Genomic DNA, 16,158 nt, shown 5'->3' on the forward strand with positions numbered 1-16,158 from the left:
CAATCTATGACAATAACAATTAGAGATAGGCTGATATAATACAGCTATTTATAACAAGTCAAAACGACCAAGGCCAATTATGACCACCTATATACTCGACACCGAAACCACAGGGCTGATTGAGCCACACATGACTGAAGCCGCCTACTCTATTGTTGATATCATTAATGGTAAGGTAAATGTGTTGCAGGAGCCGAGAGCGAAGCGCTTCAACCCTCTAAAAGAAATCAGCTTAGGCTCTATGGCGATATCACATATCTGTGATGAGGATGTGATGGATGAGCCACCTCACACAGACTTTCGACTACCTAGTAGTGTTGAGTACTTGATCGGTCACAATATTGATTTTGATATGGCTGTTCTTAAAAATGCTGGCGTGACCCATGTACCTAATCTGATATGTACCAATGCAATGTCTAACTTCCTGCTTCCTACGCTTGAAAGCCATAAGCTAGTATCCCTGCTCTATCACTTTCACCGTGATATAGCCCGTGCTCAAGCAAAGGATGCACATGCTGCCATTGCTGATATTTACTTCACTGAGCTGGTGCTAGGTAGTTTGATTGATTTAGCTAATAGCCAAGGCCATGAGATAAATGATATAGAAAGCTTATATGAATTTAGTGAAATGGCGCGTATACCGACGCATTTAAGCTTTGGTAAATACAAGGGTCAGGCTATTGCAGATTTAGCCGCTAGCTCTGAAGGTACTGGCTATCTTAAATGGCTGCTTAAACAAGATACGGTTGATCCTTATTTGGCTGAAGCTTGTACGAATGCTTTAGAGCAGTCTGCTTAAATATGCATACCACCAAGCTAACACTTTTATTATTCGCCCATTCTACCAGCTTATAACATCAGTATAATAAAAGCGCAAACGATCATCTTATTTCGTCTGTTGTATTGCCTTACACAATTGACGCCGACGCTCTTGTGCAGCGTTATAGCGATGAGCTTTCGCCCGCTCAATCTCTTCATGAGTTTGGATTAGTTCAGACGGCATCATCAACGCCTCCTCCATATTGATCGTATCGACATACATAGCATTACCTGTGAGAATTGAACGCAATACTTTATTCGCATCACTCTCAAGAAGACTGTCAATCACAGCAGCGCATCTATCAACATCTGCTAACTTTAGCTTAATCATCATTTGGGCATCGTAATAAGACTTAGAGTGGCCATTACTTGCTGCCAAACACCATAGAGCCACTAATATTTCAGGGCTAGCGACAGGTACATCAGCCACACTAAATATCTCTTTAGGTATGGGCTGACTCAATGTAAGACCTTTATGGGCGCTTTGGAATGAAAGTTCGAGAGGATACTTTTTAGTCTCACCACTATCATCTTTGATAGCAATGATAAGCTGTTGGTAGGCATTCCATATAAAATCAATGTTATTTTCTTTTAGAACGCTTTCAAGTTTACCGCAGTCACTTTCAGAGATTATGAAATTAATATTAGTAGTCGCACGAGGCGGTGCGTACTCTGAATATGCCACTGTACCAATAATCACATACTCAATTTTTCTTCTGACAAAAAACAGATGATCTGTTTAAATAAATTTTGGAATTTATTCATTCGGCCATCTGATTCAAACAAACTTAAAAGTTCCATTGACTCACTCATACCTAGCTGCCAAGTTTTATATCAGTTATTGTCAGTTGTTAGTCATCATTTTACAAAACTTCTAATATGATTATCTTCTCGTTTGATCATCACATTAAACCATGCATTTTCACAGTCGGCTCTTTTATCAGTCGACAACCAGATATCGTATTCAATCACTTGCGGTATGTTAGCAACAATAGCTTTCCAGCGTGATTCATTCATATCACAAAAGAAGCGCTCCTCATCTACTCGCTCCCCTTCCCCATATTTAAATGATAAGTACATCACTCCATCATCAGTCAAGGTTTCTAATAATGACTTCATAACGAAAGGCAGCTCGAGAAAAGGTACGTGTAGCAATGAGGCACAAGCCCAAATGCCAGTAAACTTATTTTCCCAAGCCTGATTTTTAATACTGCTAAAATCTAAGTGAACCCAACTAATTCTGCTCGACATATGGTGCTTCTGAGCCCACTGAATTAACTCGGCGCTGGCATCTATCGCTGTTACCTCATAACCTTGTTCAGCAAAGTGATTTGCATCTCTACCTGAGCCACAGCCCACGTCTAAAATACATTGCGTGTCTTTTAGAGGGAGCTGATTAATAAATCGCTCGTATAAATCATGCATATCTATGCTTACCGTTTGACAAGCAAACTCAACGGCATTTTCATCATAATAGTTAAGGGTGCTTTTGAATGCTTGTTTAGTCATAAAGTGGCATATCTATTTATCAAGCTCTAAGCTGTGGCAGTAAGTCAGGATTAATTGGCCGTAGCTTTATACTTGGTTCTGGCGACCAGACCAAATCCTCATGTTCTATTGCTATTTGATAGGCCCACTGGCTAATCGTCTCTGAGCGTTGCTGGTTGGTTATAAAGCCTATGGTTTTTGCTTCTTGTTCAATCGTATGACCATGTTGTTGATTGCGCTCTAACCACTTCTCATAAAATAGCTCTTCAGCAAGATAATCCCGTTTGCTATTGTTGCAACTATGATCAGTGAGTACGAAGTTATGAGTGGTATCAATGGGGTATTTCGACCAGGGAATGAAATGATCCACTTCAATATTATTTTTTAAAGCTTTATGACAGTAGAAGCATTGCCCTTGTTGAGTATCAATTAATATGGACTCTAGTATTTTTAAGTTTTGTCTTGATTGATGAAATAGAAATTGTTGCAGGTCAATATCATCGCTGAAATACGATTGATTATGACGGTTCTTACGCACAAAATCAGTCCAATATTGCTGACAGAGTTTATGAATTATTTGACTGAAACGAGTAAAGCAATATGCGATTCCAGGCATCAATACTATGGCGTTTGCTTTAGGATTATAAACGTATAAAAATTCGCGACTGACCTTATCTTGGGCACTTTGTAAATACTTTGCAGGATTGTTCTTAATGGTCTGAGCAACCTCTTTAATCGTTGACTGCCACTTTTTAATATCACGCGTCCGAGCTATACGTATGCTGGTCGTTTGAGTCTCTTGTTGCAACTTCAGTATGCTAGTAATAACCTTAGCTTGACCCCTGCATTACTCTGTTTTAATACAGAATCATCATCTTGATCTGAAAACGGCAGTGTTTGTGTCCAGTAAAGCTGAACAAACTGCTCAGCTAACTCTTCATAGGAAATACTGCACTCACTATTATCACTAACCCCAGACTCTATAGCCAGGTTAGCCGTTGCCATTAATAGGGCAAATTTATAGGTTGAGGTATAAGAGCTAGACTCGAGTAGCCATTGGATACGTCTTAGAAAGTTAAGCTGAAAGTCGGCAGAGGGCACAATGATAGTCCTTTCAAAATACAGTAGTTATTTATAATAAAAAGGACAATTGTACTGCAAAATTTTTCTATACCAAGTTGACATGCTTTCACAGAACAAGAGTTTTTTAATACTTTAGAGCCCAATATCTTTGAGCTCTATTTTTTTACTTTATAAACAAATCAGATTATTTATTATTAGTTGTATTGATAGGCGATCTAATCACAACGCATCATTTCAATGACGTTAGCTCCTGAACCTACATACAGCTTGCCATTGTTAATCTTATACTCAAAACTGGAGAACGTTTTACTTGCTAATGTATCTTCCTCTCCCATCTCAAAACTCATAGATAAAGACTGGCCTGAAATATGATTTGCTGTGTATTTGCTATAAGACACAGGGTATTCAGTATCCAGATCTTCCCACCATGAAACACTTGTTAGCCTCTGTCCATCTGGATTGAAATCTACAAAAAAAGAGGTGTCTTGCTCACCACCATTTTTGCATAAGTCGTTCAGAATAGACTTAGTCAGCTTCTTCTTTGTCGAGTGCATCCCAGCCCACTTTCCTATAAAATTCTTAGGGATAGGTTTGATATTAAAATTAACATTAGAGGAGGAAAACGATAATGTTGAGACGAGCATCAAATTAAGTGCAAGCGCTATTCTCATAATACTATTAACTGTCATGATATATACCTTGAGATAAATCCCTTTGAATCATACGCAATCATTCCTATAAGATTCTTAGTTTTTGTTATGATTGCAAGATTATCAGTGAGGCACACCATCACAAGTGATAGATAGCTTCTCGCGATTAAATCCTTGCCCATCATCACTCTCCTGCCAGCCTGTGCTAGGAAATTTAAATGACGGCTTCAATGCCAAAAAACTAGCATCCTTAAAATATAAATGATCATGATAATCATATTCTGAGTAAGGTATGAAAGACACATCAAGCTTATCAAGGTCATAGCCGCGATAGGTAGCATTTTTAAAATTCACATAGTAATGTATGACCTCACGATCATCTTGCACCATCTGAATACTTTTAACTACATTGCGATATTTAGCAGGTATATTAGATAGAGGCTTTACATAATAACTATCAGAATGAGCTACGAATGTATTTTTAAAATCTTCGAATCGTTTTTTACTAGGTTTATTTGTCGGATTATAATTATTGTCAAAACCACAATTATCTTCAAAAAACTGAAACAGACCGACTAAGTCCTGTTTACCAACACTAGCTTTTACAGCTGTTTTGATAGACTTGTTCGATTTATTAACATTTGCATACGTTTGTGAGCTCATAGCTACTAACAATAATAGAAATACAGACTTACTAAATATACCCATCCCTTTTCTTCCTAATTTTAAATATAAACAAATATTTGGATAATAAAAATAGATATTATAGATAAAAATTTATTAATATTCTTAGTAAATGACTACTAATACATTTAAAAACCCAATACCTATGATTCAGTGAAACTTATATATCGTAACAAGCTAATCTAGATCATTGCTCTTACTCAAAGCAGTATTTTAGATAATATATAATTGGCTTAGTTGTTAGAACGTCTGCGTTACACGCAGAATGTTGGCGGTTCGAACCCGTTATCACCCACCATTCTTTTAGCGAAGTAGAAAAAGATGCTAAAGACGACCTAAGCAGCGGTAGTTCAGTTGTTTAGAATACCGGTCTGTCACGCCGGGGGTCGCGGGTTCGAGTCCCGTCCGCTGCGCCATATTTAAAACGAATTCGGATGTTAAATCTGAGCAAGTTTTGACTCAAACATTAGATTGTTTGGGGGGTTTTTGTGTCTGACTTTCCTCTTAAACTCTTTATTTACAAGGGCTGGATGCTTTCTCTCTATTCATCTTTACTAAATGGTCTACTCTTTAACAATACATGAATGATAAGTTTTTGCGCATGAGCTCTATCTTTTGAAAGTCGGTGACCAAGTGCTCAGTGACCAAACGGTGACCATTTTGTGACCAAGATTGTGAAAAGTTGGTTGTGGTAAACGATCCCGTTTGACAGAGCTTATTCAGCTGTTTGATTTTTAAGGACAGGAACAGAGATTGGCACCTTATAGAACTTAGTAAAGCCTGTAATCGATGTGCCATCGGTTAAACTATCAGGTAGCTTATCGCCCTTATCCTGATCAGTGTAAATAACGACACAGCTGACAACACTTGAAGATTGCTCCTCTACCGTATGGTAGCCTAGCTTATCTAATATACCCACATCTCTTGCATAACCACTTATCTGTCTAATATCCTTAATAATAAAAGTATTAACGTTTTTATCTTCTTGATATATAGGTCGATACTTTGCATCGATAATAATCGGCTCTATGTCGTCAACTAATAGGTAGTCTGGCTCTCCGTAAGTTCCTTCTGCTTGGTATAATATTTTATTACCATATTTGTCTTTAAGAAGTCCCAACACATATAGCTCAAAGAGCTTTGACATATCAATCCAGAACGGCGGTACTAATATCTTTTCAACGGTACTATGTTGGATTTCACTGATATGATAACCAAAGCGCTTAAGAATGATCTTAGAGAGTTTTAAGGCTTCCTGATACTCTTTATAAAAGGGGTTACGCTTGACTGCTTTAAGCTCATGTAAATTGACTTCATCACTGACATTTTCAAAAGCAGGTGTGCAATAGTCGATTAAATACTTCATTGATCTAAGGTATTCTGGGTATTGAGATAAATAACGTCTAACAAAGCTTAGCGTATGCTTTAAAACTCTATTTTCAATGCTATCAAAGCCAAATTCTTCATAACTACAAAAGGTGTTCGTAACTTTATTTCGAACTAAATTCTTTTTGATATTCTGAGCAATTAAGACTTTGCCTTTAATTCTGCTATTAAGATTGCGTTCGACTTTATAATAGGACTGCTTCAATCCCTTCTTTACCAAGCTTTTGAGAATTTGAAGAAACTGCATGATTAGTAGTGGCGTTAATAAATCCATCTGCTGGTCAATTTCGATAAAAGGCTCGTTTAGCTTAATGTAGTATAGGTCTTTGGTATTCTTAGCAATGCTACCATGCGTAAGACATGATTGAAGCATGCCAAGGTAATCAATTTCCTGAACGCTATTATTAATCTTCGGTGCAACATAAATGGCTTGTTGATTCTTAACAAGCCAGTCTGCGCCTATAAAATATGACATTTTAAGCGAAAGACTTTCTCTGCCATAAAGAACCTGAATACAGCGCTCATTTTTCTTATTGTCTTGAAAAAATATATCTGAAACCTCTACACTCTCACAAGCCAAGTCTATCTGCTCGTGCTCGCGCACAGTTTCTAAGTGGTTTGACATTATTAGCTTAGACATGAAGGTTTTTGACTACCTCTCTAGCGCTATCTAATAAAACACCGTCCTTTATGTACTCGTATAGAATGGGTTTAATCTCATATTTCAGTTTTATAGAAAGCTCTTTATAGAAATCTTCCTCGGATATATCCTTTTGAGATGGTAAGAAGTAGCTATGACCCAACTGAACGTCATCAGCATCAAAGTCAGAAGAAATTTGAGCACTATCACCTTTGAATAATTTCTCAATAGATTCGAATAGCTTTGTAGCTTTTTGAAATGTGATTACTTTTTTTGATGGCAATACGTCATAAAATGCAAAACGTCTACGAATGGCGTAATCAATGTGACCTACCGAGCGATCAGCCGTATTCATTGTGCCTATGATATATAGGTTTTTAGGGAGTTTAATATCTAGTGTATTTTCATACTCATACATAGATTCAACGCTCTCACCACGATATTCGAGCGCATAAATAAGCTCACCTAGGACAGATGGTAGGTTAGCGCGATTAATCTCGTCGATTATAAGAACGTAATTACCATTAGGGTTATCAATAGCTTTTTTTGCAAATTCAGCGAGAATCTTATTCTCAACTTCATAGCTGATATTTCCAGCATCATTAGTCTTGGCAACGATACCCCTTACAAAGTCTTCATAAGTATAGGCAGGATGGAATTGGATGATTTCAAACTCTCCATGAGTCATAACTTCATCATTCTCAGATAACTCCTCACCATCTTTTAAATTAAAGTTGTCCCAAATGATGCTCGCAAATTCGATGAGAGTGAGATCAGTATTGAGCTGTCTTTTATCGAGGTAGATATCCTTGAGCTTTATGTTTTTTTCAATGGTTCCCATTTGTTTATTATAGCTACCCAATAACTTCAGAGCATTATTAAGCGCATCTACACTGTTAATAGGAAAGTATTCATCTGGAAAATAACTATGCAGCAATTTAAGAGTAAAACATGGGCCAAAAAACTTGATTGAGTTATCAAGATCGGTTCTTTGGATTAGCTTTGATAGTTCATTTGAAACTAATTCCATTGCTGATTCAGCATCGGCTGCACCTACAACCTTATTGTTAAGCATGTATTTATTATTACTTTTGCTCCAGTATATTGGATAGTTATTCGAAAATCCTGGAGAGAATTTTCCTAAGCTCTCTAATCCTACTTCTAACCACCAGCAGAGTGAATCTTGATCTCCATGTCCAATGGCATACTCTGGCAATGCAAGGCTACTTAATTTATCTTGAGGAAAGGATTCATAGAACCTAGATAGCAATTTATCATTTTTTGTTCTAGATAACTTCGCTTCATTAGACTGTGTATCAAAGCTCTTAACCAAACTATCAATTATGTCTTGAGGTGTTCCTTTACGTTCAATCTGTGTTAACTGTTTAGCAACCAGTTTAGCCAGTCTTGTTTTACCGGTGCCAGGAGGTCCTTGTAATATGACTTGATGCTTGTATTTTAGAAGGTCTATTACTTCATTAATATCAGAGTCACTCATAACTTTTTCATACCATTTTTTTATGTTAATTGTAGTATCTGCTGTTGGACTAGAGCATCGCTTTAACGTTCCAAGCCATGCAACTTTATAATTATATTCATTTTTGTACCAGTCTAGGATCTTAATCTTACGTCTCCTTTTAAACCAATCTAGATCCGTGACTTTTTCTGTATACTCGTAACTACCTATTACCTGCGTTAAAGCTATTAATTCTTTCCCTCTTCTGACAGCAACAATGTCACCAATCTGCATCTTGGTTTCAAAATCTGTTTGTTGAGGGTTTGATGGGTCATCTTCTACCCAAACGCCCATACCAATATAGCCAGTCTTTTCGAGAACCTCCTTTTCACGTGCCCAATCCCATTTTTCATTGTTTTGGTGCATTTGCATATGCCAAAAATTCATTCTATTACCTTATTTTTATCGAATAGTTAAACGTTTTTTCCTATTCACGGGTTTAATGGCTACAATATTTGCTTACAAAGCAATGTTTGGCATAGTACCACTAACCCTTAGCGTGGAATAATATTTATTCCAACAGTTGTTGGTCTTAGCTTTATCAACATTTTTCAGCTATATTAGACTATTTAAATTCAACATTAAGATTGAGCGTGAATATGACAAAAAATCAGCGCCCTGAAGATGTCGCCCGAGACAATATCGATCGCCAGCTCAAACAAGCCGGTTGGTACAGAAGCTCAAGGACTATAATCCTAATGCCGGTCTAGGAGTTGCGGTTAGGGAATACCCAACTAGTACTGGCCCTGCTGATTATGTGCTATTCATAGATAGAGACGCTGTCGGTATCTATGAGGCAAAAGCTGAAGACTATGGACAGAAGATAACGACGGTTAAAGAACAAAGTGCGCGCTATTATGCCACCAGTGACTTTAAACATATCAGAGAACTACTTAACCATAAATAGTTTAAGTAAACCGTTTGCTACATAAGGATGACATTTTGGTTTATACGCAAGAAGAACTACAAAATGATTCTGATGAAGAGCTCTTTATTAAGCTTAAAGATGCTTGGAATTACGACGCTAATGAACCTTTAGAGGTATACGGTACACTTAAAGAGATCACTCCATCAAGCGGACGTTCCTTCTATGTTTTAGAAGACATTAAACATATACATAGAAATGAAAAACTAAGATTTCCTTTAAATTATGAACCGCCTGTGCAAGGTGTGTTCATTGGACGACTTTCAAGATTTAATATTGAACACGTCACAACAGGGGATAAAGCTAAAGCTAGAGTTACCTTGTCACCCAAAGATGAGCGCGATAAGCATAATAATCCTTTTGATTTGATGGCTTTAGCGCTAGATCTCTTAGTTGCTGTTGAGAACATCAATGAAGAGTTTGACTTTACAAAATCCACTTTAAATTTTCTTCAGATTGAAGAAGATCAGTACTTGGAAAGCTATTTATACAAATTACACTTTGATAAAGCTGTAGAAAAAATTGATCAAGCATTAATAGCAAAAAAAAATGAACTAGAGAGTCAGCTACAGTTAAAAAAACAAGAAGTTGACAAAATAACTGAAGATTTAGATATAGAGAAAGAATCCCTCAAAGGTTCAAACGACCATCTAAACATCAAACTAACCGAACTTGAGAGTCAAAAAACAGCTTTATTACAAGTTTTAGGTCAAGTTGAAGAAAATGTATTAATTTCTCAAAAGGCTTTAAATGAAGCTGAAACTGAATATGAAGATTTTATAAAACACTTGGATAGCAACATGGCAAAGCTCAATGATATTCTCAAAACAAAAGCAGAAATGCTGAAAAAAATCGACTTGTTAGAAGAAGAAGATTTAGACAAGCTATTGCTTAACTTAGAAGAACGAGATAAGAGAGAGGGTCATAAGTTCTCTGAAGTTTTTGATTCTAATTACACGCAAGCAGTAGCTTACATACAAGCTTACTTATGGCAACGTAATATTGTCTATAAACGTAGCGTTTTAGAAGACTTTCTAGCATTACTCTCAACAAATGATCTTATTATACTTGCTGGTGACTCAGGTTCTGGTAAAACAAACTTGGTTAAATCATTTGCTAAAGCCATTGGTGGTAAATCTATTATTGTACCTGTTAAGCCCAACTGGACAAGTGCAGAAGATTTATTAGGATATTACAATCCTTTAGAGAGTAAATATCTGTCTACTAAGTTTTTAGATGCGCTACTAGAAGCCCAGCAGAATCCACATGTTCCCTACTTAATATGCTTAGATGAAATGAATTTAGCACGTGTAGAGTACTATTTTGCTGATTTTTTAAGCTTATTGGAGGAACGTGATGAACAACCTGAAATTCAGCTTTTTCCTCTTCTGAAGGTGAGGTGTTAGCTAGTGAGTTAAGAAACTTTATTTCGCTTATTAATGACACTGCAGTAAAACTAGATAATCGCGATATTAATGGCTTTATAGATATTATGAAAGATGAAGAATTCAATGCCAAGCTTCATGAAGTGTGTGGGTTCAAAGAAGGCGATTCTCTCTTGAAGTATCATAGCTATCTTAAAAGAATGTTAAATAGTTTCTTAAATACGCCGTCCTCTATAAAGTTGCCTCAAAATGTACGTATTATTGGAGCGATAAACGTAGATGAAACTACCCATTATTTATCACCTAAGATCTTAGATCGTGCACATATTATGAAGTTCGGTAGTCCTCTTCTTGCAGACTGGAGCTTAATCGAAGATGAGGTTGAGGATTTTGATTTGGATATGAGTTTACCAATTAATTTTACTTCGTCTGAGCTTGGTGAGCGATTACCGTATCCTGAATTTGATAGAGAGTCAGAGTTAACACAAGATTTAATCACGTTAGTTAAAGATTACCTTGATCCACTAGGCATTGAATTCGGCTTACGTACGATACGCCAAGCCTTGGGATATTCTGAAGCACTAGGTAAATTTGAGACAGAATACAAGATAATTCTTAATAATATTATTCTACACAAAGTTTTACCTAAGTTGTTATTTGACGGAAGAAAGATTGATAACCAAGGTAGACTTCGCGAAGATATCTTAAGAGCAATGAGTATGCATCTACAAAACGAGCTTAATGGCTTGAGTTTTTATGATGATGCCGATAGCAGTATAGCTGAGTTGTTGAAGGTTATTGGTAATGCTGAAGCAAATGATTGGGTTGTCAACTACTGGTCAAGATAATGTTTAAATTCCTCGAAATTAAATACCTAGCGATACAATGGGCTGATAAAGAAACGGTCTTCAAGCTAGAAGAAAGTAACGACAAGCTCACTATACAACAAACTGATGATAATGTTATTTACGGAGGCGGAACTGTTCAAACAGTAACCTATCCAAAAGTGCATCATTATCTTGGTTTTAGTTTTGAAGGTGAGGTTTCACATACCCCATATTTTGAACTATCAAATGGGAAGCGTGAATATTTAGTTTGCTTGAAGTCACCTAAAAATAATAAGACTTGGTGGATTCAAAATAGTGGTTGGGACAAGAAGAATAAACGTTATTACAGTGAGCTATACCGTACAGTAGGTAAGTTATCTTTAGTAGTTCAAAACAGATCGTTAGAGATAGAAAATAATGATCTAGAATTCACAGTTAAAGAGCTTGAACACTATCTGAGTGATTTCAAAAACGATTTATGGCTACTGATTTTAGACACTAATAATCCTGCTAAAGCAAAAATAAGTAAAGAAGTCCCAAATATATTTCAAGAGGATGTATTAGAAGTATTCAAAAATTTTATTGATGTATCAATAGATTTGATCAGAAATCCTAATATGTTTTTATCTGAGAGACAAAACTTATTACCAATTAAGAAAGTTAAGCCTATACCTCGAACTTTTAGAGAATTAATACAGAAACCCAATCGAAAGTACGCCACCAGCAGAGATTTTTACGAAAGCTATAATACTGCAGAAAACAGATACATTCACTATTGTGTGTCTAAGACACTATATTTATTGCAAAACCTTGATCGGTTAGCAAATAATCAAGTTAAGAGCTATCAACAGAAAATTGATGATACAAATGAATGGAAGGATGAGTTATTAAATCAGGAAGTTAACATCATTGATAAGGATGTATATCAAAGTGAAATTGACACTATTAAGGAGCAGTTAAAGAATATAGTAGTTAGGTTCGAACAGCTAAAGATATACATAGAACCCAATGAAAATCCTACTACTCGTGATTTAAGTCATTTCGATTTTAATATCAGGCCTGGTACAAAACTAAATAATGAAAATGGATTTTTCATTAATGAATTAAATGGAGTAGGCAGAGATAAGTTTAAAGAGGTATATGGAGCAGATACTATTAGATTTAAGATTCATGACAATGCTTTTGCGTCTATAGACTTAAGTAAGATTTCATATTACTTGAATTTTGCTGGATTTTTAACTCAAAATAGATCTCAAAAACCACTATATGATAATAATGGAAATTATGTAGAAACAAAAGTGAATGATATATTTATTTTTCATAAAATAACTTGGATAGATTTTGATATAAATAATATTTATGAATATACAAACTTAGCTAATAAACTTAAAGAAATTGAGGCTCGTAAGGTTGAGCTTGAGGAAAAAGCCTGGACGGAACCACTTACTTATAGAGAAAAACAAGAATTAAAAAAGAAGCTTCAATATTAGATCGCAGAACTGAAATCTACAAACAAGCTGAACAGCAAATCAGTACAGTATCCTCACAACTTCCTACACAAATTACAAGCTTGAAGAAAGTTTTAAATTTCTTTAAGACCAATAACGTTAAAAAGCAAGCAAGCAGTCCAAATAGTATGGTGTTCATTCAGAACCCATTGTATGCAGGCTGTAAGAAATTTTTTAAACAAATTATGGATGTGAATGGTTTGGATCAAAGCCTATTTGATGCGATGTTAGAAATAGATGAGATAGGTTTGGTTAATATATCTAATCTATACGAGAAATGGTGTTTAATTAAAACTATTCAAATACTCAAAAACATTTATGGTTTTGTTTTACAAGAGGACTGGCAAAGTAAACTAATTAAATCAGTACAAAGCGAGCAGTACAACATAAGTTTGATGATGAAATGTGAAAATACCTCTCAATCGATTGAAATAACCTATGAAAAAATACTTAGTAGCGGTAAGCGTCCAGATATCGTAATCGATTTAACTTATGAGATTTACAGTGTTTCATATGACTCAAATTCTAAAAATTATATTATAAACGTCATTAAGACTGTTACCAAACGTCTAGTTTTAGATGCTAAATTTCAAAACCTCAATCAGAATTCACATGACAGTTTAGTGCACCAGTTATATAATTCTTCAGATGAGAGCGATAAAAACAAACCAAGTCATTTAAGAAATAAAAATTACTCTGAAGGTGGTAATAATCAGGTTTTTATTATCCATCCAAAGCCTAGAATAATAGATTCGCCTACTAGTCCATTAAAGTGGGGAAGATTTTGTGACTATGGTCAGAGTAACAAAGCTAGACATAGATACGGGGGCGTCTTTCTTAGTCCTAGTCTTAATCATCCACAATCAATCGATAACTTACAAAGATTGATTGGAATGTTTTTGCAGCAAAACGACCAGAAAGATTATGTTGAAGGTCGAGTATTTCATAATATGAGTTGTATAGCATGTGGTAACTCAGAAAATAATAGCTTGAATTTAAGTTACTCACAAACTCAAGGTAAGAATGATATTTGGACATTGAAATGTTATAAATGTTCTCAACTAACCATTCAAAGTGTTTGTTTTAACTGTAAAAATATCATTTTTAAAAATGGTTTGAAATGGGCTTATCATAGAACTCGAGCTGAACAAGTCTCGAATGTAGTTTGTCCAGATTGTGAAAGTTTTTTATAGTATAATTTTGAGGGATGTAGTTTCATGAATGGTCATTTTACTTTGTACATTGATGAATCGGGTGACTTCGAAAGTCCTAATCAATCTTGGCTGATTGGTGGACTAATCATTGCTGATTCATTCAAGAGTTCAGAAGATAAGTTACGTGCTGCGATACACCCTCTTATCGAAAAATATGAGCTAAACGGTCAAGATGACTTTCATCTTACTGAAATACGTAGAAACTCAGGTAATGATAAAGCTTTACATATTGCCACAGATTTATTTAAAACTTTAAATTCTGCTAATACGTCGTCTTGCTTCGTTACTACTATTAATAAAGCTAAAGTCAGCGCCCATAACCTTGAGCGTACCTACCGCTTGATGCTTTTAGATTTGATTATTCAGGCTGAAACTGCCGTTCACGAATTTTTCAATTCTGAAATAACTCATTTAGACTTAGTTATAGCGACAAGAACGATTAATACAGTCCGCCAAACTACTGAATTTAATATTGATCAGGAAATATTGCAGGCACTGCCTAAAGCAGTAGAGTCAGACTTAGTAGCTTCGGGACAAATTGCCCTATTGAACAATATAGAAGTACATATGAGAGATGCCAAATATCAATGGGGACTAATTTGTGCAGACTTCATATGCAATATAACTTATAACCAAAGATTTTCAGAAAACCATAAAATATTGAGCGATTTGAAAGATGATAGGCAATTATTTTCTTTTGAAACTTTTGCTTCACCTGAACTAAGAAGGATCTTGAATCATGAGCGTAATCAAAATTATATTAATGCATTGTTCGATAGCCTAAAATTAGTAGATAAACATCCTAAAAATAAAGATTATGAATCTACTTTGTACCGACTCATCAAGACGGTATTTACACGGACAGGCTCTTCTGGAGCAAAAATATACTTCGAAGGACTATTAGAAAGGGTATGGCGTGATAAGACAGTCTATAAAAGTTATTTTCAAAAATCAAATATTTTAATAAAGCTACTACGTATACTTGAAGATGCTAATACAGAACTAAGTATTCGCAATTTTGATTCTTTTCAATTTAAATTAAATAATTTAACTTTACTGTGCTTGAACCATATTGGTGACGTTGATAAGGCTAAAGAAGTAGTACAGAAACAAAAATCTATAATTAACGGAATTATATCAGACCCAAGCAATTTTCCAATAATATTAGATTTTCACTCTAGAGAAATAGAGATATACGTTAACTCTTTAGATTTTGAAAAGTCTGAAGTTTTAGCTCGTGCTCATTGGGATATGATAGATGAGTATCGCAATATCTGGGAGTTAATTTCACCTGATATGGAGAAGTCAGACTTCTTACGTTCTAGTATGGCAATTCGTGCTAAAAGCACCCTAGTACGCTGCATGACACTAAATTATAGCTCTGATAAAACAGAAGTAATCCAAAGCTATATTGAAGATATATTACCCTATCTAAGCCATAAATCTGATAAGAGCCGTATTTTCTGCCTGAGACTACTAATACTAAGTAAAGAGCATCGACTAGATGAGGCTATCAATGTAGCTATTGACTATATAAGTGGAAATGAAGATGTTCAAGAGTTTGACTACTTCTTCTTTCTATTTGTACTAAATCAAAAACTGCTTATCTCTGAAAAGTCAGATATTAAGGAATTGATAACGAGAGTTAACGATATAGTGAACGGTATTTCATTAAATAGTTTCTCCATGCAATATATAGATATGTTGAGATGTCGAGAGCTAAGCTTGTTTTATCATTTTAAAGGTTTGAAAAGAGAGTCCCATGATTACCTCAAGAGTGCACAAAGCCTTGAACTAGTGGAATTAAGTCCTATTGCAAAGTATTTGTCTGCAATGAACCAAGTTCAGTTAGACTTCATTAATAATAACTTAAAAACCTTAATCATTATGATTCTAAACACCCTAAGTTAAATATAAATAGTATCAAAGCATCAACGGATAGCGATTCACCTAATCTACTATTTAACTTGCGATATGATTTAGCTAGCTAAGATACGAACTATCAAGTATTAAATATATACAAAAAAATTTAA

Annotated in this window: 15 protein-coding genes and 1 tRNA gene; 8 read left to right on the top strand and 8 right to left on the bottom strand. The window is 35.3% G+C overall.

Features of this window, described 5'->3' with window-relative positions; genetic code table 11:
* The first annotated feature begins 79 nt into the window (after nt 1–79).
* Entirely contained in the window at nt 80–799 is a 720-nt protein-coding gene (locus JMW85_RS09020) for a 3'-5' exonuclease (protein ID WP_201581515.1), read from the top strand.
* Between the two features lie 87 nt (nt 800–886).
* On the opposite strand, the gene JMW85_RS09025 is transcribed toward JMW85_RS09020, so the two are convergent.
* From JMW85_RS09025 to JMW85_RS09045, 6 genes are all read right to left on the bottom strand, one after another.
* Complete coding sequence (locus JMW85_RS09025) at nt 887–1,519, bottom strand: hypothetical protein (protein WP_201581516.1); 633 nt, start codon at nt 1,517–1,519, stop codon at nt 887–889.
* 158 nt (nt 1,520–1,677) lie between these two features.
* Nucleotides 1,678–2,328 (bottom strand): class I SAM-dependent methyltransferase, encoded by a 651-nt coding sequence (locus JMW85_RS09030; RefSeq protein ID WP_201581517.1) that lies wholly within the window; start codon nt 2,326–2,328, stop codon nt 1,678–1,680.
* Between the two features lie 19 nt (nt 2,329–2,347).
* The gene (locus JMW85_RS09035) at nt 2,348–3,115 is read right to left on the bottom strand and encodes an HNH endonuclease (protein WP_227681760.1); all 768 of its coding nucleotides are present in this window, start codon (nt 3,113–3,115) and stop codon (nt 2,348–2,350) included.
* Nucleotides 3,116–3,117: 2 nt separating this feature from the next.
* Complete coding sequence (locus JMW85_RS14300) at nt 3,118–3,408, bottom strand: hypothetical protein (RefSeq protein WP_227681762.1); 291 nt, start codon at nt 3,406–3,408, stop codon at nt 3,118–3,120.
* Nucleotides 3,409–3,605: 197 nt separating this feature from the next.
* Nucleotides 3,606–4,079 carry a hypothetical protein gene (locus tag JMW85_RS09040; RefSeq protein WP_201581518.1) on the bottom strand — a complete coding sequence of 158 codons (474 nt, stop codon included), beginning with the start codon at nt 4,077–4,079 and terminating at the stop codon, nt 3,606–3,608.
* An 84-nt stretch (nt 4,080–4,163) separates the two neighbouring features.
* Entirely contained in the window at nt 4,164–4,748 is a 585-nt protein-coding gene (locus JMW85_RS09045; RefSeq protein WP_201581519.1) for a hypothetical protein, read from the bottom strand.
* Nucleotides 4,749–5,063: 315 nt separating this feature from the next.
* On the opposite strand from JMW85_RS09045, the gene JMW85_RS09050 reads away from it, so the two are divergent.
* Nucleotides 5,064–5,140 (top strand) — tRNA-Asp (locus tag JMW85_RS09050).
* Between the two features lie 299 nt (nt 5,141–5,439).
* On the opposite strand, the gene JMW85_RS09055 is transcribed toward JMW85_RS09050, so the two are convergent.
* A complete protein-coding gene (locus JMW85_RS09055) occupies nt 5,440–6,735 on the bottom strand; it encodes an McrC family protein (RefSeq protein ID WP_227681764.1) in 1,296 nt (431 codons plus the stop codon).
* 7 nt (nt 6,736–6,742) lie between these two features.
* Complete coding sequence (locus JMW85_RS09060) at nt 6,743–8,653, bottom strand: AAA family ATPase (RefSeq protein ID WP_201581521.1); 1,911 nt, start codon at nt 8,651–8,653, stop codon at nt 6,743–6,745.
* Between the two features lie 280 nt (nt 8,654–8,933).
* Between JMW85_RS09060 and JMW85_RS09065 the strand changes: the two genes are divergently transcribed.
* The 6 genes from JMW85_RS09065 to JMW85_RS09090 all read left to right on the top strand — a co-directional run bounded on the left by JMW85_RS09065 (nt 8,934) and on the right by JMW85_RS09090 (nt 16,036).
* Nucleotides 8,934–9,173: a hypothetical protein gene (locus JMW85_RS09065; protein WP_201581522.1), complete on the top strand. Its 240-nt coding sequence runs from the start codon at nt 8,934–8,936 to the stop codon at nt 9,171–9,173.
* A 35-nt stretch (nt 9,174–9,208) separates the two neighbouring features.
* Entirely contained in the window at nt 9,209–10,597 is a 1,389-nt protein-coding gene (locus JMW85_RS09070) for an AAA family ATPase (protein ID WP_201581523.1), read from the top strand.
* Nucleotides 10,591–11,424, top strand: coding sequence for a hypothetical protein (locus JMW85_RS09075; RefSeq protein WP_201581524.1), 834 nt, complete (start codon nt 10,591–10,593; stop codon nt 11,422–11,424). The genes JMW85_RS09070 and JMW85_RS09075 overlap by 7 nt, the downstream gene beginning before the upstream one ends.
* Nucleotides 11,424–12,893 carry a DUF2357 domain-containing protein gene (locus JMW85_RS09080; protein WP_201581525.1) on the top strand — a complete coding sequence of 490 codons (1,470 nt, stop codon included), beginning with the start codon at nt 11,424–11,426 and terminating at the stop codon, nt 12,891–12,893. The genes JMW85_RS09075 and JMW85_RS09080 overlap by 1 nt, the downstream gene beginning before the upstream one ends.
* A gap of 146 nt (nt 12,894–13,039) precedes the next feature.
* Nucleotides 13,040–14,104: a nuclease domain-containing protein gene (locus JMW85_RS09085; RefSeq protein ID WP_201581526.1), complete on the top strand. Its 1,065-nt coding sequence runs from the start codon at nt 13,040–13,042 to the stop codon at nt 14,102–14,104.
* Between the two features lie 24 nt (nt 14,105–14,128).
* Nucleotides 14,129–16,036, top strand: a complete 1,908-nt coding sequence (locus JMW85_RS09090) for a DUF3800 domain-containing protein (protein WP_201581527.1) — start codon at nt 14,129–14,131, stop codon at nt 16,034–16,036.
* Nucleotides 16,037–16,158: the final 122 nt, after the last annotated feature.

This window comes from Psychrobacter glacincola, from assembly GCF_904846075.1.
Classification (GTDB): domain Bacteria; phylum Pseudomonadota; class Gammaproteobacteria; order Pseudomonadales; family Moraxellaceae; genus Psychrobacter; species Psychrobacter glacincola_C.